General features: G+C 36.4%; 24 protein-coding genes and 1 tRNA gene. 17 read left to right on the top strand and 8 right to left on the bottom strand.

The features are described from left to right. Window positions 1-103: 103 nt before the first annotated feature. Window positions 104-1,246: a glycosyltransferase family 9 protein gene (locus tag JWQ54_RS07105; RefSeq protein WP_299582197.1), complete on the top strand. Its 1,143-nt coding sequence runs from the start codon at window positions 104-106 to the stop codon at window positions 1,244-1,246. A 32-nt stretch (window positions 1,247-1,278) separates the two neighbouring features. On the opposite strand, the gene JWQ54_RS07110 is transcribed toward JWQ54_RS07105, so the two are convergent. Next, on the bottom strand, window positions 1,279-1,611 hold the full coding sequence (locus JWQ54_RS07110) for a hypothetical protein (RefSeq protein ID WP_299582200.1): 333 nt from the start codon (window positions 1,609-1,611) through the stop codon (window positions 1,279-1,281). Window positions 1,612-2,889: 1,278 nt separating this feature from the next. On the opposite strand from JWQ54_RS07110, the gene JWQ54_RS07115 reads away from it, so the two are divergent. The 3 genes from JWQ54_RS07115 (at window position 2,890) to JWQ54_RS07125 (ending at window position 6,438) form a co-directional block, all read left to right on the top strand. Beyond that, window positions 2,890-3,297, top strand: a complete 408-nt coding sequence (locus JWQ54_RS07115) for a hypothetical protein (RefSeq protein WP_299582203.1) — start codon at window positions 2,890-2,892, stop codon at window positions 3,295-3,297. A 1,096-nt stretch (window positions 3,298-4,393) separates the two neighbouring features. Then, window positions 4,394-5,494: an MBOAT family O-acyltransferase gene (locus tag JWQ54_RS07120; RefSeq protein ID WP_299582206.1), complete on the top strand. Its 1,101-nt coding sequence runs from the start codon at window positions 4,394-4,396 to the stop codon at window positions 5,492-5,494. A gap of 5 nt (window positions 5,495-5,499) precedes the next feature. Then, window positions 5,500-6,438 (top strand): hypothetical protein, encoded by a 939-nt coding sequence (locus JWQ54_RS07125; protein ID WP_299582208.1) that lies wholly within the window; start codon window positions 5,500-5,502, stop codon window positions 6,436-6,438. Between the two features lie 204 nt (window positions 6,439-6,642). On the opposite strand, the gene JWQ54_RS07130 is transcribed toward JWQ54_RS07125, so the two are convergent. The 5 genes from JWQ54_RS07130 to JWQ54_RS07150 all read right to left on the bottom strand — a co-directional run bounded on the left by JWQ54_RS07130 (window position 6,643) and on the right by JWQ54_RS07150 (window position 14,389). Further along, window positions 6,643-7,719, bottom strand: coding sequence for a glycosyl hydrolase (locus tag JWQ54_RS07130; protein ID WP_299582211.1), 1,077 nt, complete (start codon window positions 7,717-7,719; stop codon window positions 6,643-6,645). 741 nt (window positions 7,720-8,460) lie between these two features. Beyond that, a complete protein-coding gene (locus JWQ54_RS07135) occupies window positions 8,461-8,826 on the bottom strand; it encodes a hypothetical protein (protein ID WP_299582214.1) in 366 nt (121 codons plus the stop codon). 662 nt (window positions 8,827-9,488) lie between these two features. Further along, window positions 9,489-10,343 (bottom strand): ATP-grasp fold amidoligase family protein, encoded by an 855-nt coding sequence (locus JWQ54_RS07140; RefSeq protein ID WP_299582217.1) that lies wholly within the window; start codon window positions 10,341-10,343, stop codon window positions 9,489-9,491. Window positions 10,344-10,761: 418 nt separating this feature from the next. Further along, window positions 10,762-13,137, bottom strand: coding sequence for a DUF4157 domain-containing protein (locus JWQ54_RS07145; RefSeq protein WP_299582220.1), 2,376 nt, complete (start codon window positions 13,135-13,137; stop codon window positions 10,762-10,764). Window positions 13,138-13,576: 439 nt separating this feature from the next. Then, window positions 13,577-14,389 (bottom strand): LytTR family DNA-binding domain-containing protein, encoded by an 813-nt coding sequence (locus tag JWQ54_RS07150; protein ID WP_299582223.1) that lies wholly within the window; start codon window positions 14,387-14,389, stop codon window positions 13,577-13,579. Between the two features lie 163 nt (window positions 14,390-14,552). Between JWQ54_RS07150 and JWQ54_RS07155 the strand changes: the two genes are divergently transcribed. Further along, window positions 14,553-16,409 carry an alpha-amylase family glycosyl hydrolase gene (locus JWQ54_RS07155; protein WP_299582226.1) on the top strand — a complete coding sequence of 619 codons (1,857 nt, stop codon included), beginning with the start codon at window positions 14,553-14,555 and terminating at the stop codon, window positions 16,407-16,409. 400 nt (window positions 16,410-16,809) lie between these two features. Further along, window positions 16,810-17,478 (top strand): ABC transporter ATP-binding protein, encoded by a 669-nt coding sequence (locus JWQ54_RS07160; protein ID WP_299582229.1) that lies wholly within the window; start codon window positions 16,810-16,812, stop codon window positions 17,476-17,478. A 131-nt stretch (window positions 17,479-17,609) separates the two neighbouring features. On the opposite strand, the gene JWQ54_RS07165 is transcribed toward JWQ54_RS07160, so the two are convergent. Beyond that, the gene (locus JWQ54_RS07165; protein ID WP_299582232.1) at window positions 17,610-18,002 is read right to left on the bottom strand and encodes a hypothetical protein; all 393 of its coding nucleotides are present in this window, start codon (window positions 18,000-18,002) and stop codon (window positions 17,610-17,612) included. 20 nt (window positions 18,003-18,022) lie between these two features. Next, window positions 18,023-18,331: a hypothetical protein gene (locus tag JWQ54_RS07170; protein WP_299582235.1), complete on the bottom strand. Its 309-nt coding sequence runs from the start codon at window positions 18,329-18,331 to the stop codon at window positions 18,023-18,025. A gap of 206 nt (window positions 18,332-18,537) precedes the next feature. On the opposite strand from JWQ54_RS07170, the gene JWQ54_RS07175 reads away from it, so the two are divergent. The 11 genes from JWQ54_RS07175 to dnaG form a co-directional block, all read left to right on the top strand. Further along, window positions 18,538-18,762 carry a hypothetical protein gene (locus JWQ54_RS07175; RefSeq protein ID WP_299582238.1) on the top strand — a complete coding sequence of 75 codons (225 nt, stop codon included), beginning with the start codon at window positions 18,538-18,540 and terminating at the stop codon, window positions 18,760-18,762. Further along, on the top strand, window positions 18,759-19,328 hold the full coding sequence (locus JWQ54_RS07180; protein ID WP_299582241.1) for a helix-turn-helix transcriptional regulator: 570 nt from the start codon (window positions 18,759-18,761) through the stop codon (window positions 19,326-19,328). The genes JWQ54_RS07175 and JWQ54_RS07180 overlap by 4 nt, the downstream gene beginning before the upstream one ends. Window positions 19,329-19,405: 77 nt before the next feature. Beyond that, window positions 19,406-19,567: a hypothetical protein gene (locus tag JWQ54_RS07185; protein ID WP_299582244.1), complete on the top strand. Its 162-nt coding sequence runs from the start codon at window positions 19,406-19,408 to the stop codon at window positions 19,565-19,567. Then, complete coding sequence (locus JWQ54_RS07190) at window positions 19,564-19,989, top strand: hypothetical protein (RefSeq protein ID WP_299582247.1); 426 nt, start codon at window positions 19,564-19,566, stop codon at window positions 19,987-19,989. Before JWQ54_RS07185 ends, JWQ54_RS07190 begins: the two co-directional genes overlap by 4 nt. After that, window positions 19,983-20,240 (top strand): hypothetical protein, encoded by a 258-nt coding sequence (locus JWQ54_RS07195; RefSeq protein ID WP_299582250.1) that lies wholly within the window; start codon window positions 19,983-19,985, stop codon window positions 20,238-20,240. The genes JWQ54_RS07190 and JWQ54_RS07195 overlap by 7 nt, the downstream gene beginning before the upstream one ends. 310 nt (window positions 20,241-20,550) lie before the next feature. Further along, the gene (locus JWQ54_RS07200; RefSeq protein WP_299582253.1) at window positions 20,551-20,715 is read left to right on the top strand and encodes a hypothetical protein; all 165 of its coding nucleotides are present in this window, start codon (window positions 20,551-20,553) and stop codon (window positions 20,713-20,715) included. 7 nt (window positions 20,716-20,722) lie between these two features. After that, a tRNA-Trp gene (locus tag JWQ54_RS07205) sits at window positions 20,723-20,796 on the top strand. 140 nt (window positions 20,797-20,936) lie between these two features. After that, window positions 20,937-21,506 carry a hypothetical protein gene (locus JWQ54_RS07210; RefSeq protein ID WP_299582256.1) on the top strand — a complete coding sequence of 190 codons (570 nt, stop codon included), beginning with the start codon at window positions 20,937-20,939 and terminating at the stop codon, window positions 21,504-21,506. A gap of 139 nt (window positions 21,507-21,645) precedes the next feature. Then, window positions 21,646-22,014, top strand: a complete 369-nt coding sequence (locus JWQ54_RS07215; RefSeq protein WP_299582301.1) for a hypothetical protein — start codon at window positions 21,646-21,648, stop codon at window positions 22,012-22,014. Continuing rightward, window positions 22,011-22,244 carry a hypothetical protein gene (locus tag JWQ54_RS07220; protein WP_299582304.1) on the top strand — a complete coding sequence of 78 codons (234 nt, stop codon included), beginning with the start codon at window positions 22,011-22,013 and terminating at the stop codon, window positions 22,242-22,244. Before JWQ54_RS07215 ends, JWQ54_RS07220 begins: the two co-directional genes overlap by 4 nt. An 11-nt stretch (window positions 22,245-22,255) precedes the next feature. After that, a partial coding sequence (dnaG, locus tag JWQ54_RS07225; protein WP_299582307.1) for a DNA primase occupies window positions 22,256-23,183 on the top strand: 928 nt, incomplete at its 3' end.

Raw genomic sequence — 23,183 nt, forward strand, 5'->3', positions numbered from 1 at the left:
TTTAGAAGTACGGCCATTAGATGTAAACTTAAGCCATAGTGCTTTATCACATCGCTTGCAAGACCATTAATTAATATCACCCCAATATTAAAGTATAATTATAATGGAAGAAATACAATATAGATTTTATCCAAATATATCTCCTAAAACGGTAAGAAGAATAAAACTAATTGATAAGTTCCTTTATTTTTTCAAAAGAAATCAAAAAGAAACTTTAAATGCTCAGCCTTTCAACGAAATAACCGTTACCCAATTTGCACATATTGGTGATATGGTATTGATGTTACCGGCAATAAAGGCATTAAAGAGCATTGCAAATTATAAGATTAGTTTATTGGTAAGCAGCCAAAATTATACAATTGCAAGTAAATTGAGCTTTATTGATTCTGTAATTATTGCAGATGCTCCTTATTTTTCAAGGGGTAAAAAGGTTTCATATCTGAAGTATATCTTTCAATTGATGGAAATAACAACAGACTTAATTTATGATGTCAGGGGCGATTTGAGGAATAATTTTTTTATCAAGTTTTTTATCCGGAAGAAATTGTTTGTTGGATATAATGTTGGAGGAGGAGGGGCGCTTCTGGATGTAGTATTACCATTTAAAAATGGAGATCATGTTGCCAATTTGTTTGCGCCGCTTTTTAAATACCTAAGTTTTCCGGAAATAAATGTAGCTGATTATTGGAATGAAGAGGATATGCCTTTTGACGAAATAACCAACCTGGTTTTTCCGGCGGAGTTTTTGGTTGTTCACTTAGGAACCGGAGCTCAGGCCCGTAAATGGCCGGTAGAAAATTTTATTACAACAATTGAATTAATTTCCGGAGAAATTCCTGTTTATGTAATTGGGGTTTCTGAGGATCTTTCACCAGAACAAATGGAAATAATTTCTGTAATGCCAAATGTGATTAATTGTATAGGGAAATATTCGATATTGCAATCTATCTATATTATCAAGAAAAGTACGATGTTTTTAGGGCTGGATTCTGGCTTTTCACATATAGCATCTTTGCTCAAAAGGAAAATTATTGTATTATTTAGCGGAACTGTAAATAAAGATGTTTGGAAACCGATTAGTTTTTATAAAGATCAGGTGATATTATTAAATCAAAAAGTTGAATGCGATTTGGTTACAGGTTGTGGTAAGCTAATATGTAAGGATAATATATGTATGAAACAAATTACACCTCATAAGGTAGTTGAGGAGATTAAAAAAAACTTAAGTGAAAGATGCTTTAACTAGTTAATCGGCTCTTAATAACGGATTAAAGGGGCTTAATTGGGATAATTGTCTTTATATGTTATTGTACCTAACCTATTTATCAAACTATCTAACCGGCTATGATATTCACTAAGATTTAACTCAACCTTATTCATTGCCAATAATAGTGTCTCCAATTCAATTTTAATGGTTTGATCCTTTGTAAGACCATCCAGTACGTGTAGCCTGCCTTGAAGATAGCTTATAAATTTAGGGTCATTAACTGATTTAAGTTCCTGTTTTAATCGTTCAATTTTAACTTTTTCGCTTTTAATCAAATTTAAAACCCTCACATTATTATAGCACCTAATGATATTTAAAGCTCGTTTTCTTTGTCTTGGGATCATCTTAAATTTAAATAAACTAATTGAAAAAAAATATTTATTTAAAAGAATTGCGATTTTTTATGATTTAAAAATCCAACTATTCTCTTATTGTAATACGTGGAAAATTATATAATAGTTACTAAAAAGGTACTTTTTGTTATGTATTCGATTGATTTTTTAAAGAAGTTATCCTGCTTTTAAAAATATAACTGTCACTTAAAGTTCAATCATAATTGACACAATCCATATATGACATTAATTCTATAAGGTTTACTTTTTAAATAGATCTGATAGAAAATATTGAAAAGTATAGGTTTATTATGAATTAAATATGAATTTCACCGCCATTGCCATTTGCCTCACAAATTCTATCTCCAGGTGCTTTTGAAATTATCTATTCCATTATATTTGTTATAATAGATACCCCAAGGAATGCTAATGGATAATTTTTAGCACATTAATTTTGGCACTCATTTAACATGAATGTAAGGCAATCCCCCAAAAGCGTCTTAATTATTTCCTTATTAAGTTATAATCAATGTCGGTGTATTTATAAGAACGTTGGTCTATTTATAAGAATATTGGTTTATTTATAAGAACGTAGAAGTTAAAACAAAATTTGCCAAAAATAAAGCATGTATATAATGTTGTGAAATTAATGTGAAGTGTTGAGAACGTATAATTTTACTGATGTAACAAAATGTATTCGCAGCGCTTTTTTCACACGGGGTCTTTCAACTTATTTCACACTGATCTTTCAACTTATTTAAAAAGAATTATAATAAGGTTTAAATTAGATTAACAATAAATCAATTAAAAAGTTCTTACAATATCTCTTTATGTGAGTCTTTAATCGTTCTGATAAGCAAATATACAATAAAGCTTTAAATTGGATTAACAATAATTAATTAAAGTATCTCACAATATCTCCATATGTGAGTCCTAATCGTTTAGATTTTTCAGTTCAATCTGTGATAAATTGGTTTTACAGATATATACATATACGTATACAATCGGGTTTTTAGCCCGGATATCTCCGTAAATTTCACGAATTTGTATGTTTGATAGATATTGAATAATTGGTTAATTATAAGCGCTTTATAGAGTTTTAAACCTAAATGTTTTATGAAAGTTAAACCTATAAATTGTACAGGTCAATTGATAGTGATTTTATCTCTGTTAATTAGTATATCATCAAAATGCTTTTCACAATCAATTAAGCCCGGTTCATTGGATTACCTTAAATCAAGTAATGGCTTTAATGGAATAATTCTTGGATCTAATATAGGTCTTTTAAGTATGAATGATCTTTCTTACCTGGATGATAATGGGTATTATGACGCAGACAGTTGTATTCTTTACGAATATAAAAACTACAACATATTAAGGATAGATAATGATTTAAGTTTTAGAGCCCTGGCTATTAAGGTATATAAAAACAAAATCGTTGACATTTACATTTTCTTTAACAGGCCTGAAGGATTTAAAGTATTGAGTAAATTTTTAGCTAAATATGGCCAGTTTACTGACAGGCCAAATGATTATTTAGATATTTATAACTGGAATTGCAGCAAGGTAAAACTATCACTAAAATACCAGCTTGACCTGGATTTGGGTATAGCCGTTTTTACTTGTAAAAGTATAGAACAAGAAATTGAGATGAAAAGGAAAAAGCAATTACAGCAAGTTTTATTGACTAATAATTAACCAATCATGATATATTCAACTACATAATAAAAGTCATTGAAACATCTTTGTTGAAGATGGTAATATTAAAGCACACTTGGGTATTTATTGTAATTCATAACAATTATTAATTTGTTTGGATAGCCGCTTACGATTTCTTAAGCAAAATATTTTAGCCCTGGCAGTGTAAACTATATGAAAATTCAATGGTGAAGCGCTTATTGCACATAATTTGTGTATTAATCGTGTATTAATTGTGTAGTCTCCACTATGTCTCTGTGATTATATTTGATAATAGTTTATATAAGGTTAATTGTGACGATTTTTTTGAATAAGCCCCCTAAGAAAGGGCTTGTTTTTTTTAATAATGCAGTCTGTATTAAAATAGCAACTAATAACTTCTTAGTATTCATTTAAATTTCTATTTGGTTTATTAACAGCCATCAACCAGATGCTTTTATTACAACAAAATAAAAAATTTAATATCTGCTTACAATAATTTAAGAAGTGAATGTCTTTATTTTCATATCCATTTGATCTTCGATTCAGCACAAGCACATGCATTGTCATTCTTAAAAGATTTTGCACAATTTTTCTCATAAAATGTGTAGCTAATTGAGAAATAAAAATGTCTTGGCTGGTTTAAAATCCAATATATTTATATTAAATGTACCGTGTTATGTAAAGCGCTGTACACATGCATGTCACAGTCGTGCATGGCGAATATTTAGATGTTTGTTGAATTGAAATCATTAGAGAAACAAAAAACAATTTCATGCTTTTTAACTCTTTAACTTTTGCACTTTTTTTACCGGTAGTGTTTATTCTTTATTGGATTTTAAACAAGCATAGCCTCAAATATCAAAACATTCTTTTGTTAACGGCGAGCTATTATTTTTATTCATACTGGGATTATAGATTTCTTTTTCTTCTTATTTTTTCAACTTTACTTGATTATTTTACAGGTATAAAGATGTCGGAGGCAAAAAACCACAAGTCCAAAAAATTTTGGTTATGGTTAAGCATCTGCGTTAATTTAGGCTTCTTAGGCATATTTAAATATTACAATTTTTTCGCTCAGTCATTTGTTGATTCCTTTAGCCATTTGGGTATCCGAATGCAGCTTACAACCCTCAATGTGGTTTTACCGGTAGGTATTTCTTTTTATACCTTCCACGGTTTATCTTATGTACTTGACATATACAATAACAGAATTAAGCCGGAAAGGAATTTTATTGATTATTCACTATTTGTAAGCTTTTTCCCGCTTTTGGTTGCCGGGCCAATAGAGCGGGCAACGCACCTTTTACCACAAATAAAAAATAAACGCGAATTTAACTACACTGCAGCCATTGATGGCCTAAGGCAAATTTTGTGGGGTTTATTTAAAAAGGTAGTAATTGCAGACAACTGTGCCGAATATGCTAATATGATATTCAATCATTCAGCCAATTATTCTGGCAGTTCATTAGTATTGGGTGCCTTAATGTTTACATTTCAGATCTATTGTGATTTTTCCGGATATTCTGACATTGCAATTGGTACAGCAAAGTTATTTGGTATTGATCTGTTAAGGAATTTTGCTTTTCCTTACTTTTCAAGGGATATAGCAGAGTTTTGGAGACGATGGCATATCTCATTGTCCAGTTGGTTTAAAGATTATCTGTATATCCCTTTAGGAGGAAGTAAAGGCGGATTATGGATGAGAATAAGGAATACATTTATAATTTTCATTGTGAGTGGTTTTTGGCATGGCGCTAACTGGACTTTTATTATATGGGGAGTTTTAAACGCGCTGTTTATAATGCCTTCAATTATTTTTAACACCAACAGAAACAATTTAGAGATAGTGGCTAAAGGAAAAATTCTTCCCTCTTTAAGTGAATTGTTTAATATAGCACTTACCTTTTCTTTAACTGTTTTGGCATGGATATTTTTCCGATCAGCAAGCGTTGGCCAGGCTTTACAATTTATAGGTAATATTTTTTCAAAGGATTTGCTGAAAGCGCCACAAAATCCACCGAAACCAATAATGCTGATTATTTTAATAGCATTTATGCTTATTGAATGGACCGGGCGGGAAGGTAAATATGCTATTGAAAATATGGGAATTAGATGGACACCGGTTTTAAGGTGGAGTTTTTATTCGTTTATAATAGTTTGCATTGGTATGTATATGCAAACAACAGGATCAGATTTTATCTACTTTCAATTTTAATATATATGAAACGATTTGTATATAGATTAATCTTATTCATGGCGTTTACCTGTGTGTTTTATGTCGTTATGATTTTAATATATGGAATGGTGATCCCCTCGTCCCTTGCTAAAAATTTTAATTATTTTGGTAACTTAGGTTTTACAAGAAAGAGACTTAATGAAGCTAAAGAAATAAAAAATGTAGATTTAATTGTAGTTGGGTCATCACATGCTTACAGAGGATATGATCCAAGAATATTTAAAAAAGCCGGAATAAATACTTTTAATCTTGGCTCAACCTCTCAATCACCATTACAAACCCAGTATCTGGTAAGCAAATACATCAAAAATTTAAACCCCAAGTTTGTAATTATTGATATATATCCAATTTTGTTTAGTGTTGACGGCATGGAATCGCAAATAGATCTTATATCAAGTGGTTTAATGGATAGGGAAATAGTAAAAATGTCGTTCGATATGAATAATATAGCGCTTTACAATAGTTTGATATTTGGCGCATTTAATAGCATATTTCACCTGCGTCAGCAAAAAAAATCAGATAATAAAGGGGATACCTATATCCCCGGGGGGTATGTGCAATCTTATAAAAGTTTAAAGTTTAAGAAAACGAGATTTACACAAAAAATTACAATATCTGCTATACAATTGAAAGCTTTTAAGAAAACGCTTGAGTATTTAAAAACCAATAATATTAAATATGTAATAGTTCAGGCGCCTTTTTCCAAGTCAAATTATGACTCCTATACTAATAACGAAGAAATTGACAATCTGTTTTCTGGCTTGGGTGAGTATTATAATTTCAATAAGATATTGAACTTACCAGATAGCATGTATTATGATGACAGCCATTTAAATCAGTTTGGGGTTAACATTTATAATAAAAAATTGCTTGAGATTCTTAGAAGCAAAGGTGATTTAACGAAAATTGCTATGCGCAATTAAATGGTTTAAGTATTACATGATTAAAATTATTGGTTGAAATAAAAAATAAGTTATCTCAGGATAACCTATGAACCTGGATATTTAAAGGCTAAAAATAAAAGAGGCTGTCTCATATTTGAGAGCAGCCTCTTTTTGGTCTGTTACTTTTGTATCGGCTCTAATTAATAAGCAAGTGCTTTAATCAGTTTAAATAAATTTATATACTTAATTGATTGTTAGATTATTAGCAACAGTTTTTTTCGCCCAGGTAGTAAAAGGGTTGGTCCATTTTACAATGCCATAATTACCTTCAAGTGTATTCTTGGCGGGTTCATTAAATAGTTCATAAATAAGTAAAACTTTTACTTGTGGGTTGTTTTTACACTTGGCTATAAACTTGGTAAGAAAAGCGTTCTGATCTTGTTCTGCACTATTTACAGCTTTATATCTTGTATTTGTTTCCGTTATCCAAATTGGCTTCCCCGGGAATAAGGAAGAAAGCTTTACTGTAATATCAGGAATATTAGTTGGCGAATTTGGTGCAATAGCTTCCATTTCTGAATACCAGTTGTATGCTACAATATCAAACTTTACCCCATACCAATCCAGCATTCTTAAAAATCCGTAATGCAGCCATCCGGCAGATATCATAGTTTTTGCTCCGGGATCTTTTAATTTAATGCCTTCGTCCATGCCCTTTAAATAAGCAGCTAATACATTAAATTTATTCCTGTCATAATCAGCCTGACTTACTCCGGTTTGGTTGGGTAGTAAGAGTTTAAGTTCCAGATCATTACCAAGCTCATAATAGTCAAAATGCGAACCGTTTTTGGCTGCAAAATTGCTTCCTAATAGCTTTCCTGCCTTATAAGATTCGGATTGACTCGCAGAATAATCCAAAGTTCGTGGATAAAGCATAGGCAGCAGTTTTACATTCCCTGCATCTGCAGCAGTTATTAATGGATTGGAAAGATAAGGGACTGTTATAGAACCATCTGAGGTTGATTGAACATCGAACCTGTACCAGGACATACCCATACTCTTAATCAATGCAATTTGCTTTGTAGCGGAGGTTGCGACGTAAGGGGCATCGCCCAAAGGGTGCCCATTTATACCAAGTTGTAAAGTTGAACCTGCAACAGTGATTTTGGTTGAAGCGGTAGTTGCCAGTGATTGAGACAGATCGTTAGAGACTGAGATACTGGAAGGAGGTTGAACATCGTTTGTTTTTGAACAAGAAACAATAGTTACAGAGGCAATGCACGTGACAATTGCCATTTTAAAGAAAATGATTTTTGACATAAAATGCTAATTTTTAATTAATAGTTAGCGTTTTAACGTTGTTTTGATTAGGAATGTTGCATTAAATTGCCCAAAAATTAATAATTTGGCAAATTAAAATAAATTAAAACAATTTTACTCTTTTTTAACTATGATATAATACTTATTGTCAGCTTTTTATAAAAAGCTTAGTGTAATGAATTTGTTGCAAACTTTTTTTCATCCAATAGTTAAAAAATAAGAACATCTGGCTTAGATGGTGAAATAAACAGTTATAATGAGCCATGAGCAAAGGGTGCATGCTTATAATTACAGATACGTATCAAATACTCTTTATTATTTGTTCAAGGCTCTTTTGTGTTTATGGCTTTTGCCTTAAAACCGTTGTGGTTTTTAGGACGGTTGTTTAAATGAATGCTGATTTTTTAATTATTTACCTGGATAATACTATTGGTGGCAATTTATAAGCATATTTTTAACCACCGCATTAAGCTTTACTACCCGAAGCATGCTTTATTTGTAGTAGTAAAATCACACTGATGGGATTGTCTTGTTGAGTTGTGAATAGATAAATGTATTTAGGCGCGTAAAAGTACGCAGGCTTCGTTTGGTCGTCGATCAGGATCGGTGCAGATAGATAGCATGAAGTTGTAAGGACCACTGCGGTAGTGATGTTCAATTTACAGTGGGGCCAGTATATAGGCAAACTTGCTACATATTTAAGATGATTAAGTACTTGAGCCTGAACTTGATTATAAACATTTAATTGGATATTGAATCTTCTTCCTTTGGAAATGTAACATTAATCTCTTCCAACAAAGTAAAATATTTGAATTTCCAATAACTTTCTTCCTCCTGGCTTATGTTGGAGATGTGCATTAGATTTGGTTTTTGTAATTCATTTATAATATTAAATTCTCCGGCAGTAAATAATTCAGGAAATTCTCTTCCAAAATCGTGCTTTATTACACATCCAATGCGAAAGATCACGCTGCTTTTTAAGTCCTTTTGTTTAAACCAGTTATAAAGTGTCCTGCGGTTCACATCGGTGCCTTTTGCAAGTTCACTAATGTTAAATCCTACTTTTCTCACTATATACTCAACAACTTGGCCGTAATGTCTGTCCATAAAATTGCTTTAAGTTTCTTTAAAGTTCAATTTAAAGGCCAAAAAGGCAGCGGTTGCTTAATATAATCAATTTTATATTAATTTTATTATTAAATTAATATATATGTTATTCAAGTAATTAATTTTAAGTTAATAATTATATTAATTATGCAGAAGGTTTTTTTTCAATTTAATTAATTGGAAAAAAAACAATATCGGTTTGCGAACAAAAAATTTAAAGACTTGTTTATAATTTAAAATAATTCTCAGATATTCACAAATTTTGTTCATTGTGTTTAATTAATTATACACAAATTTTAGCCAATGTATTTAAAAAAGGGCGGTTGGTAATTTTTTTGTGATAAAATCAAAATAAGCCTTTAATAAGTTTTTTCTGTAAATAAATCCCCGGAAATGCAATAATAACATTAAGATAAAATAAAGAAATATTAAAATATATTAAATCAGAATTTAAAAACAGATTTATTTTTGAAAGGATTCGTGGTACAAGATTGATATTTTAACAGGCTTTGTCATAGTTGAAAAAGGCCTGCATTTTCAACTTATTAAAATATGCCGTCAATTTCGAAACATGTGCAGTTTGCAACTTCGTTTTCTTAAATAATTAAATGCTTATGGCAATAATGAACTCTTATATTTAAAAAACGTAACGTCTAAATGAATTAAATGAGCCCCGGGCAATATTTATCCCAATAATCAAGCATTAGTTTTTTACCAAAACTCGTAAAATTCATTCCCATTGAAGGGGTTGGCGTAAATTCACCAAATACACAGCCTTTATTAGTGGCATATAAATCAATACGCACAAACATACCATAGCTTTTACTTAAGGTTTTAGCTGTTGCCACCATTTCATTAAAACAATCAGGCGCTTTTTGATCAAGCCAGAGGGGATAATTAAATTGTACTTTTTTTAATTGGTTCCAATGCTCATCATAAAATATACCGTATCCACTTTTTGGACTTAGCCTCTTAATAACATACAAGCAAGCTATTTCGCCATTAAAACAATAAAATTTATAATCAGTAAGTATGGCATGATTTCCTTCCTCGTTTTCTAAAAACTCTTCAATTAAAAATTCAAGGCCTGGCGTTTTAGTTACTTCATTCTTTAATATTGCAATTATTTTTTCATGCGTGTAATGCTTTTTATCAAAAAGGTTTTGCCCGTTATCCATAACAAAAACATAATTGCAAGAATGGCCGACTGTCGGTCGAATAACATAATAGGGCGGAAGTTTCGAGAAATCTATGTTTTCAACATCAGCACCTTTCCAATACAATTCGGGTACCTGGAAACCATGCATTACAGCGAATTCTCGTGCATTATATTTATTGCTTAACCTTCTTTGCCAGTATGGAGCCGCTTTCCACGTTTCAATACTGTCATGCCGGGTCATAGGAGTGTTTCTTACTTGCTCGGCCTGGGGATCAAGCCAAAATATTTCATATCTCTTTTTTATCCTTTTTGAAAATTTGCCATTATTTCTAAGATGATGAACAATATAATTTAACATATTAAAATTTTGATCAATAAAAGTTATGTTGTACGGTTCCGCAAAATGTCGTTATAAAAAAAAGGGGTAACCTATTGGAAATGTTAATTGAATTTTAATGCGATTACTATGCATACATATTTAGTTTTAGATAATTTGGCTTAATGCCTTGTGTCTCAAATAAATTGAGGGATAATTTACACCCATTATCGTTAACGAGCAAGATTTATTTTAAGTATTAATATTATCTATTCAATTTAGCTGTATCAGATAATCTTTATTATCATGCGAATTTGATGCCAGCAAAATGCAAATCATCAAAAGATTTTTTTATTTTTCTATTTATCTGTTTTTGAATTTAATAAGAAAGAAGAGGATCAATCAAAACAATTGGTAGGTAGAATAAATAGATATCAGACGATGGAAGATTATTGTCCTATTAATTGTATCGGCATTTTTGGCCGATTCGGCCGTTGTTGCCACTTCTATCCCTGCAGGATGACTTGTCTTTAGGTTTCGCCTCAGAAGGGCCAAAGCTTCCGTTATCCTCTGCCTGTTGTGCATAGGGTTTGCATTTTGCATCATCCATGGGGGTTGTATTTAGCGAACCGGATGTTCTCCGTTGGTCCATGTAAGTTTCCTTATGTGTTTCAATCAGTTGCACTGTAGCAAATCGAAGATAGCCAAATATGTTCTCCCATGGGCGACGGCCTCTTCCTTTACTTGCAATAAAACGATCAATTGCACTTAATAATCGTGGTGCTGCGGGAGAGCCGGCATCAATGCCAAAAAGAGAAAGACGGGCGGCTGGATCCTGGAACTTTTTGTTTTGAAGCAACGCAAGGAACTGGTCAGCCAGCTGTACGTTTGTTATATCATTTCCAACCAGAAAGTTAGTAACTTCTTCAGGGCCTTTGAAGCCCACCTCTGTGATAGCATCAGCAAGGCCGCTACCAGGCAAAATGGAAGCTGTACGTCCGAGAAGTTCCCCGCCTGGTTCGGGCTCTGGCAGTTGAGCGTTTGTTCCAAGTTTTGGAGCCAGCAGATCACGCAAATGCCTGGCCCGTGATAAGGAAAGTTGCTGATTTGGAGTTGGCCTGTCACGGTTGTCTTCAGGTGAAGCGTAGCCAATTACTGATCCTATTTTAGCACCCGCATTTACGCGCCTGGTAACTTCATTCAGCATTTGAGTTGATTGAGCCTTAAGCACGGGATCGGTGGTGTCGTTTGCGGTGTCCAAGCTAAAGTAATAACGCAGCGGACTTGACTCACTAACCTCATAGGTTATGGGAACTTCATAATCACGTGGCGGTATGTCCTCAAGGCATTCATATACTACAGGGCAAGTGCATTCCTGGCAGGTTTTGTCATCTATCTTTTGCCCCGGAAGATCCCCTCCAATGACAGGTATAATTTGACGGTCTTTATCCTGCACATTTTTAACGTCGACGCCTACTATGATGCCACCTACCTTAACTCCTGCAATAATATCCGTATCGATCTTGCCGGTATCCAGTCCTTTAGTTAATTCACCGCTTAAACCTCCCTGTACCTTATCATTGCCGATTCTAAGGTCTACTTTACCATGAATTTTAGGCTCTGAACCGGTATTGCTAACCCCTCCTTCAACTCCAATATTAGCACCAACTCCACCTTTATTTGGCGCAATATTAATATCGCCACGAACAGTGATGTCGCCTTTGGTAAGGCCACTGGGCTTTAAAGTACCATCAAGAGTAGCTACAACCCTTCCCCTGCAAAACTCAAGCTTGAATCCGGTATCAGGCTGAAGCTGTGCATTTGCATGTTTTTCGGTAACATTTCTTAAATCGCAATTACATAAGTACCGGGTTATGGCAATCCGAACTTTGTCCTCGCCCCGTTTTCCGGCGTCAATGAACGCTGCCCTTGGTTGCCCTCCGCGTTTTTGTTCAGAACTAAAATCGGGTTCTGATGTGCTGGAAATATTTGATGAATCAGCAGACTGACGTCTTAATACCGGCATTGCAGAAATTTGCGTTACCCGGTTAATTTTACCATTAGTTATTTGTTCAGAAACATGTTCAGCTTCGGTTTCTTCCGGTGTATTAATAGCTCCAACTTTTAATTGCAATTGGAGCACAGAAGTCTTTGCTGGCGCTTGTTGTATAGTATGGGTTAATTCATGAGCAAGCAGCTTCCTCCCTCTAGCTGTATTTGGTGCATATTGACCACGGGCAAATATTACCTTATTCCCAACCGTGTAAGCGTGCGCATTTACTTTACTTGCTGATTCTGCGGCAATTGAATTTGTATGAATGCTAACCTGGCTAAAATCATGTCTGAAACGTGACTCCATAAAATTACGGGTAGATTTATCTAATGGTTGCCCGGGGGACTGTAAGGCCTGGTTTACCGTATTATAAGCTGGAATAGCTGAATTACCGGATTCTTTTTTTTGTAACTTTTTTTCTTCTTCTTCTTCACATTCAGCACACTTTCTTTGAATTTCTCCAGATTTATTTCTAAAAGAAAAATTAAACTTTTTATTAGCATGAATATATGGTTTGCTCATTACTTTTTCTGCTACCGCGCCAGCTTCCTGTTCGTAACTATCATTAGGCTGATTAACAGTAAGCTTTGGCATAAAAGTTACCGGCCTATTTATATGAATCTTAGCAAAATTAATTCCTGAGCTATTCTTCCCCAAAAATTCCCGTTTGATATCAGTAAGTTTTGATGGCTTTGTGTTGGAATTTTTAAATGCATTATCCGCCGCTTTTACCTGGTGATCAGAGACGCTTTGCTTTGACGATTGAGCTTGTAATGTACGCATATACCTGTGCCTTTAAAAACTTGATTTTTAACCTGATGCAAATATTTATGAAGGAATTTGTCAGAGCCAGCACAAAAAATAAAGAAAAGTATATTTAAACTATAACTATAGCCGCTTTGCAGTCCCTTTAATAAATGAATTTAATTAGACCTTAGATATTATTCAGTTAATTTTAATTCGGTATTGAATTTCGATGGAATAATTAGAACTATCTGGATTACAGTAAAATGATTAATACTCTAATTTAAAAATGTTTTTATGATATATCAATATTCCTTTAATGTTTTTTTAAATTGATTAATGAAAATAGTGAACGTAGAACGAAGCCTGACGATGCCCGAATCCCGCTTTATTGTTTTATTGGAGGATTTTGATGAACCTTAATGGGTAAACGTTTACCTCAAGATTTCTTTTTTTTTGTTAAGCCGTTATTGCATTTTTAAGTTAGGCAGTTCCTGATTTTAAGGATATAAGACCTTCCAATCGGAATTTTCTTATTTCCTATCATTACAAGGCTACTGCTGTGGCTTTCTACTTTATCTAAAGCCACAATAAACGAGCGATGAATTCTGGCAAACATTGCTCCCGGTAATTTATCTTCCAGTTCTGAAATAGATAAATAGGTCTTAAAAGGGCCATTTATGGTAAAGATCACAAGGTAATTACCTTGAGCCTCAAAATAACATATATCTCTAAAAAGTAGCTTTACCATTCGGCGCTCACATTTAATGTACAGGAATGCTTTATTTTCTTTATTGACTATTGGCGGATCTTTATCGTCACGATCCTTTTCTGCCCGAAGCTGCTGCAAGGTGGTCCTTTCTATATTTAAATACCGGTATAGTTTCAAGCAAAATGGGATGGTGAGTAAGAACTGAAGCTTTATAATATTATATAGGAAGGGCGCAATGCTTAGTAGTTGCTCTTTTTTCCAGGATATCAAAAAATATCTTAATATAATGTAGTTATCTATCAGGCGTAAAAGGAAAGCAAAAACAGCCATCAATAAAATATAAATGGCTATAAAACGGACAAATTTCCGGGTGAAAAGCAAATCGTCCAATAACTTTTCGGCCACTATCCACACAAAAATCAATTTTGGTGTCAAACTGAAAAGCTCGTTACGAAAAACCATGTAAAAGTCGCGGTCAGTAAACCCCTGTATTATCGTAAAAATCAATAGGTAACATGTCCAGTAAAGGAAATACAATTCAATTTTCTTCCATTCTTTATTTATAATCCAATGTGACACATTTTAAAATTAATAAAATAATCAAGGGACTGTCGGGATCTCGAAACATTAATTTTTTGAATAGTACAATCCTAAATGTAGTTCGTCATGTTTTATCCGCTGTTTACATCAAAATTTTTTTTGGTATCAAGTACATTTTACTTTGCGGCTCAATTATATAATCATGAAAAAGAATTTTTTAGTGTTGCTCCTTTTTATCGCATTTGGGTATTTGAAACTGTATGCACAGCAGATTGATATTTATCCTACGAACTGGTGGACAGGCATGAAAATGAACCACATTCAATTGTTGATAAGAAGCAAAGATGAAGCTTTATCCCGTCGAAAGATCCAGATCAATTACCCGGGAATTAAGGTGTTAAAAATCCACCATTTTGAGAATCCAAAATATACTGCTATTGATATCCTGATCACTTCAGCTGCAAAACCAGGACAGGTAAATATTATTTTAAAAGACGGCGTTAAAACTTCTGTGATACCTTGGTCTTTATTGGCAAAGCCATTAGGCAATGGTACGCTGTATGCCCAGGGCGTCACATCCAGCGATTTTATAGACTTACTATTGACAGACCGTTTTAGCAACGGCGATACCACAAATGACCAGATACCGGGAATGCGAGATCAGTCCTTAAACCGTGATTCCATGTATTTAAGACATGGAGGTGATTTCCAGGGTATACTAAATCATATTGACTATTTTAAAAATCTTGGTGTTACTGCGTTATGGCTCACCCCGGTTATGGAAAATGATATGCCTGACCGTACCGAGCATGGTTATGCCATTACTGACCATTATAAGATCGACGCGAGGTATGGAAGTGCAGCACTATACACGACCCTAAGCCATACGCTCCACAAAAATGGGATGAAGCTGATCATGGACGTTGTATATAATCATACCGGCCTGTATCATTTTTTAGAGCAAGACCCGCCGGCACCTAACTGGATGCACCGCTGGCCAAAATTTACACAAACAAATTACAGGGAACAAACCCAGTTTGACCCTTACGCCGCACCGTCGGATAAAAAGAAGATGACCGATGGGTGGTTTACGTCTGAAATGCCGGATGTTAATCAGTCCAATCCGTTTATGGCTAATTATATGATACAAAATATCATCTGGTACGTTCAAAAATTCGGGATAGACGGCATCAGGATCGATACTTACACCTATAATGATCCGGAGTTTGCTAATCGCTGTAACGAGGCTATTATGAACGAATTTCCAAGGATGACTTTATTTGGCGAAACAAGGGTGTTCGGAGTAGCCAACCAGGCCTATTTTAACCAGAATAATTTCAATTTGCCTTTTAAAAGTAATTTGCAGGGCTCGGTTGATTTTCAATGCCTGTATTTTGGTATTATCCCTGCACTCATGCAGCCGTTTGACTGGACAGATGGTGTTAATAAACTATACTACACTTTAAGTAGTGATTTTTTGAATAGAGATGCTACCCGCAATGTGCTTTTACTGGACAATCATGACGAACCCAGGTTTTTTTCAGTTGTAGGTGAGGACGTAGAAAAACAGAAAATGGGTTATGAATGGTTATTGACTTGCAGGGGCATACCGCAATTATATTACGGATCAGAAGTGCTGCTAAAAGGCTTTACCAACCCGGATGGTTTAGTACGGGCTGATTTTCCCGGTGGATGGGCCGGCGATAAAAAAAATGCGTTTACCGGGGAAGGGCTTACTGAAAATGAGCGTGCTGTTCAATTACTTGTCAAAAAGCTTGGTAATTTCAGGAAAAACTCTTCCGCTTTAAAAACCGGGAAGATGATGCATTACATACCTGCAGATGGATTATATGTTTATTTTAGATATGATGCGCGACAAACGATAATGTGCATTATGAACACCGCTAAAAAGAAAAGTGAAATAGATTTTGACAAATATACAGAAAGGATGAACGGCTTTACAAAAGCCAGGAATGTAATTAGTGACGAATTGTTGGACACATCCGTAAAAATAACCATACCAGCAATGCGCATGTGGGTTTTGGAATTGAGAAATTAGGCAGTATAATGGTTCGCTGAGCCTCAATCTAATTGGGCATCGAACCCCCAAAATGGCCTTACCATGCTCAAAAATGTTTTTTTAAATTGCTCTAAAATATCGAATCGCTTATCTCCCTGAAATAAGCGGTTCGTGTATTTTGTGCGCCCACCTGGGTGCCTTATCGAACCATTTCGTGGATGATTTGAGGAAATTAGTTTTAATTGAATTTAAAAAATACTGAAATGATAATTCAACGCACTTTTATATCATATTTTTTATCACCCATAAAGGGTGATTTTGATATTATATTGACCTAAATTTGTAACATTTTACCTATCTTACTTCGTCGATTTAAAAAGATAAAAGACAGAATAATGTTAGCTTTATAATGATTTTAACCCTCTAAAATCTGAAGCATATGATAAAGATCTCTGATATCGAAAAATGCTACCATACCGATGAACTGGATATCGTGGCATTAAACAAAATGTCCATCGAGGTTGATGAAGGCGAATTTGTGGCGATCATGGGCCCATCAGGCTGCGGGAAATCAACCCTGCTGAATATCTTAGGGTTTCTTGACGATCCCGATAGCGGAAGCTATGTTTTCAACGGCGTTGAAGTAATCCATTTTAATGAGCGTAAACGCGCAGACCTGCGTAAGCAAAATGTCGGCTTTTTATTCCAGAATTTTAATTTGATCGATGATCTGACCGTATTTGAAAATGTGGAACTTCCTATGATCTACACCGGTTTACCAACTTCAGTACGTGCAAAGAGGACCGAGGAAATATTGGATAAAATGCATATCGACCAGCGCCGAAAAACCTATCCACAGCAATTATCGGGTGGTCAGCAGCAGCGCGTTGCACTGGCAAGGGCGGTAGTGAACAGGCCTAAATTGATACTTGCAGACGAGCCAACAGCAAATTTAGACCATGACAACGGCAAGGAAGTTATGGACTTACTGGACGAACTGAACAAAGACGGGACGACTATCATAATGGTTACACATTCTGAAAATGATGCCAAATATAGTCACCGGGTTATCCGGTTGCCTGATATTCCGATATCAATAAAAAAATAATAGCTTACAAAAAAAGCGGATAATCAATGATTATCCGCCTTGTGCGCCCACCTGGTGTTTAATGTGCATTGTATATGAGATAGTTATAATGTATTTTGCGAATCACAGCATTGGTTTTTCAAGGAAAATTCCTAATTATCGGCCTGTAACACGTTGAATAAATCGAACTCTTGTTTATAAGATTCCTTTTGTTGCTTGTAAACTTGTATCGCCTCATTTACAATTCCTGCGTCAAAACAAGCTGTGAGCGTTTGGGCTAAAGTGGTAAGCGAAATCCTTGTATGATCAATAAAATACATCTTTGATGGCACTTTATTTCCTGTTGAGATTATTGATAAATATTTCCCCAGGGCAATCGAAACAATAGTCCCCGGCCATATTGTAACTGGCGTAAGATTACCTTCCTTATAAAAAGCCTCCAAAATGGCCAAATTGTGATTTACCTTAAGGGGGTCGCTTGTTACATAAACCATGCCATCACTATATGAGTCATCAGCCAATAAGGTACTAATCTGTAAAAGCATACTATGTTTTGATCGTTTATTTATTGGCCTTGAATTGACAGCCTGCTTTGCAATAGTTCATTATATTTTTCGAGCATATTGTTATATTTCTCCAAGACCTCTTCATATTTCCTTCGATAATATTCTCCATCATCTTCGACAGACTCTTCTGGCTTATAAGAGGGGTAAGGCTCTCTAATATTGCTTCGTAAGGCTTCAAGTTCCGGAAACTCTGCTTTGAAATCATATTTTAAAGCACGAGAGTACTCCAGTAATTTCTCATAGGGAAGATTCTCATCTTTAAAATCCCGGTAAATTGTCTTAACAGTCCAAGGTAATGACTCTGACAATTTTGTCAGGTTTACCTTACTCTTTCGCAGGTACTTTTCAAGTATGTCTCCCCTGTTTATCACCCTATCACAAAATAAAATGATATGTCACGACAATTATTTCCTGAAATTATTTGCAAATGTCCTAACATTGTCTTACAATTGTCTTATAAATGTGACACGAATGTCTCATTTGTGACTTTTTAAAACAATAACCCTTTAGTGTTATGGCATTTTCTGAACAGGAATTAATTAAAATCAAGGAAAAACTACCACGTGGATATAGTAAAACCCTTGCTCAAAAATTTGATATCACACCAAAAAGTATCGGTCGGATATTAAAAGGAACTCAAAACAATGAAGACGTTGTTTTAGCTGCGCTGTTCCTTGCGGAAGAGCACCAGCAAAGGATATCGCAGGCGAAGGAAAAATTAACGCCAGCATCTTTATGACCTTCAATTCACTCCCTGCAGGTCTGCTGGATAACCGGATTGAATTTTTCGGGATCCTAAACCAACCTGATATCTCCTACGCCCTTACCGGTGGCCAGGTATATCGGGTTAAGGATCTGCCGGCAGAAATTAAAATAAGCATTTGGGGCGATATAAACATGCATCCTCAAAAACTGGAGCAGCTGATTATTCTCGGGTATACAACTCCGGAAGCAATATTGGAGAAATACTGCTGCTGCTGTTTTGGCCTTTATGATGGCGAAGCTGATTATACAGACGGAACGTTTATACACGCTGAATATGTTCATTGCAACAAACGTGACACCTGCCCTGCCAATGGTGTTTTATGCAACCCGCTAACAGTAGGGAAGGGGCATGCGCTTACTCACCGGCAGGCCTCTGTGTTAAGATTAGCAGGGCGGTGTATGCTCAATAAAGAGATAGCCGGCCATTTAAAGATTAGTGAGGAAACAGTAAAAATTCACATTAAAAATATACAGCAAAAGGCTGGGCTGATGAATAAGAAGGACCTGGTTTTACTGGCACATCAAAAACAACTTATATAACCTTTAACCAAAAAAAGCAGTCCGTCACCGCCAAGTTCTGAACTGCCTTTTTGTTTTACTAATTAATTGAAAAAAATATGACTATAAAGAACTTCATGTTGGTGCAGCAGGGTAAATCTGCAGTCACTGTACAAAGTAACCACATAGCCAATACAATTAACGATGGTATTGCCTTAATTGTACGTAATCTGCGCAATTGTGTGCAAATTTTTACACTTCTGCTAATTGCCAGGTTATGATTATTGCAGAAGCCCAGCCACTTGACCTATTCCACCTGCGCCTGGTATTTACCGGCCCGGATGGCTTTAAAAAGGAGCCTGTAACGGTTGCCGATAAAAGCGAGGCTATTCGCCTGGTATATTTCTATAACCGGTTATATGTGGCCGATACCCTGAAAGGCTGGCTGCGCGAGCGCTACAATGTTTTTATGCATATTAATGACTTTGCCAGGGCTGATATGGCCAATGAGCTAACGAGCCTGATCGACAGGTTTAGCAAGGCATCATTACACCAGGTATGCCAGCTGGTAATAGATCAGCAGCGCAACCTTAATTACATAGCTCCGCGTGAAACATCCCGCTACTATAAAAAATACGCTGAGCTCATTATCCCCATTACACTTTTTTGCCAGGAAATGAAAGGAGTGCCACAAGCATGCTGAGCGCAGAATGGGTACGGATAAACGGGCTGCTGATCAGGCGTAAGGAGGTGCAGCAGGTATTGAACCTGAGGTATCCAACATTTACCACCCGGTTACACCAGGTAGCAATGATAGAGCGAAAAAAGGGGCAGGATTACTTTATAAAGCTGATGATAAACTACGGATCGCTGAGCGATGGGATGCTGAGGCGGGAGATCGGACGGCTTGATACTGAATTGGAATTTGAATTAGATAGGGCATTTACCTATTAAAAATATAGGGGGATAGTTCTTTATATCAGCAAATAAATAAGGCTGGTTTGAGGCCCGGCAACCCCTGCCGGTATTGCGCATAGTTCTTTATACACTTCGCCTGGTTACAACCCTGTGCCGGCAAATTCGTGATAAGGTTTAGGTCCGGCCAGCGCTGCCGGTATTATCCACTGCCCCGCCATAAAACGCGGGGTTTTGGTGGTACAAGGCGATTTCAATTTGTCTTTGTGATAAGGTTTAGGTTAAAGGCTGCGAGCCGCGAGGGCAAGCAGTCTTTTAAAAAACAAGTAACCAATTTAAAAACAGTTATATGTCAAATTTTGAAGTAAATAAAACGGTTATCCGCACAAGAATTGCGGATGCTGGGGAAGAGGGAAATGTTGTAGAGATCAAAGGCGAACGTGCACGGGTTTATTGGCCAAAAAGAAAAAGGAGAACCTGGGTTAGATTTCAAGATTTGAAGGTCAAGGATTAAGGGATCTGCGCATATAGCTCAACTGGTAGAGCATCCCGGATCCAACCGGGAAGGTCGCGGATTCAAATTCCGTTATGCGCGCACAATAGAGAGGGCCATGGGGATATGATCAGTGCGCATGCGGCAAAAATGAGTAGGGGCGATGATAAGTGCTGGAGGGTTGAAAGAGTAGCCCCGGTGATAGGCCGGGGCTTTAATGAGCTAAACAATTAAAACAATATATGAACGAATTTTCACAATTATTAAGCCCTGCCGAAAAGATCTATTACCCGGTAGAAAGTCAGCTTGACACGATGCCGGTTCACCGCGTTGAAGCTGCCGAAACAATGTGCATAGGCGTAATGACAGCGCACATGCAGCGCCCGGCGAAGCGGGTAAACCCGAATTTGGGACGTAAAAAAATGCTGCCGGAAGATTTAGCTATTAACCAGGAAGCCCGGAACAGCAAGAAATCAGCGGAGCGGATCCTGGCGGAACAGGACAGGATCTTTCGGGCAAATCAAAAGGCTGAAAAATTAGCTGCAGCACAAAAAAAGCTTAGGGAGATTAAGGATGATCAGGAGCGCCTGCAGCAGCTGCAGAATAAAAAACAGGTTGAGCCGGGTGATGAAGAGGCAATGCAGTTTGAGTTTGCCAATTACCCGCTAATCACAACGGGCCTACTGGCCATCCCGGGCAAAACGGGTGTGATGATCAACAGCAAAACCACCATTTATGTAAAGCATGGCCGCAGCATTCCGGATGCCATAAAAAAACACCTGGTTGAGCGTAAAGTAGCAAGCATATTTTAAAACCTGACACCATGATCATTATCGCAATAGCTTTTATAATCATTGTGTCCATAGGCGTATCAATTGATGTAAAAACGTACCGGCATAAAAAAAGAGTTGAAAAGAATTACCGGTTATTTAAACAAAGCACCATAAAGCCATGCCAACCATCCAGCAACAAAACGAAATAGTGATCACGCCTGAGAAGTTTCTGCAGGCCTGTTCAGCCAGCGAGCTATGGGAGATCGATATTCTTATAAAAAGCCCCCGCTTTAGATCAAAAATGATCCTGGCGATTGCAGCAGTAAAACCCGTGCCTACGCATTACCAATGTATAGATTGTAAGAAGCCTTTTAGAAGGGCTCATCCAAACGAGAACAGTTGCCATAGCTGCCGATCTAAGCTAATTGAAAAATCCACTGTGCCCCCTCAAATTTATTACTGCAGTATTTGTGAGCACACCCCTGTTGATGGGGATAACGGAATTATTAACTGCCAGCAATGCCTGGATAAAATGATATCGGCATGAATAAAGCACAACGAAAAGAGCTTTGTAAAGCGCTTGAGCTGATAGAAAATGCCAGTGAAATTATAATCCGAATAAAAGACGAAGAACAGGATAAGTTCGATAATCTGAGCGAGGGCCTACAGGCAACAGAAGTAAACCAAAAGCTTGAGGAAAATGCCCAGGAGCTGGAAACGATAGGCGACAGTTTAGAGGATATCAAACAGGAATTGTACGTATTGGCTGAAATATAATTAACAAAAGTATGATCACTGAAAATTCAATCCAGGAGATCCGCGACATTGACCTGGTAGAGGTTATAAAAAAATACGTGGATGACCTGAAAAAAAAGGGGGCTAATTATAACGGCTGCTGTCCGTTCCATGATGAGAAATCGGGCAGCTTTATGGTTAACCCGGCTAAAAACATTTACAAGTGTTTTGGCTGCGGCGCCGGCGGCGCTGATGCCATTAAGTTTGTGATGGATAAAGAACGCATGGAATTTATCCCTGCGGTTAAATACCTGGCAGATTGGTTCGGGATAACGCTGGAGGAAACAAAAGCCAAGAACGATGAGCCCGAAGAGCAAAAGGCAAAAAAGGTTGATTACCTAACCATTAATAAATGGGCTGCCGGAAAATACCAAAAAGCGCTGTTTGAGCTCAACTGTGGAAGTTGGCCGGTTGAGCCCTTTTCGCCGGTGATCCAGGAGCTGCTGGGTAACCGCTTGCTAACTAACGATAGTATAATTGATTTCCAATTGGGTTACGCCCCTGCTAAAGGCCGGCTGCTAACTGATGGCCTGGTTGAGCGCGGCATGTTTGTGCCGGCTAAGGAGCTGGGCCTGGTTAAAGAGGGCACCAACAGAAACTACGATAATTTCCGGGATAGGATCATTTTTCCGATTCATAATGAGCGCGGTGAGATCGTAGGTTTTGGGGCACGTAAAATGGAAGATGGCAATAAAGCTAATCCTAAATACATGAATAGCGATGCCAGCCTGATTTATAAGAAAGACCAGATTTTATACGGACTTTACCAGGCAGGCAAAGCCATCCGGGACAGCAAGTTTGCGGTTTTAGTTGAGGGCTATTACGATGTGATCAGCTTTCACCAGGGCGGCATGCCAAACACCGTTGCAGCTTGCGGCACAGCATTTACTGATGGTCACGCCAAGCTGCTAAAGAAATATA

Origin of the sequence: Mucilaginibacter sp. (genome assembly GCF_028288225.1) — a bacterium.
Classification (GTDB): Bacteria; Bacteroidota; Bacteroidia; order Sphingobacteriales; family Sphingobacteriaceae; genus Mucilaginibacter.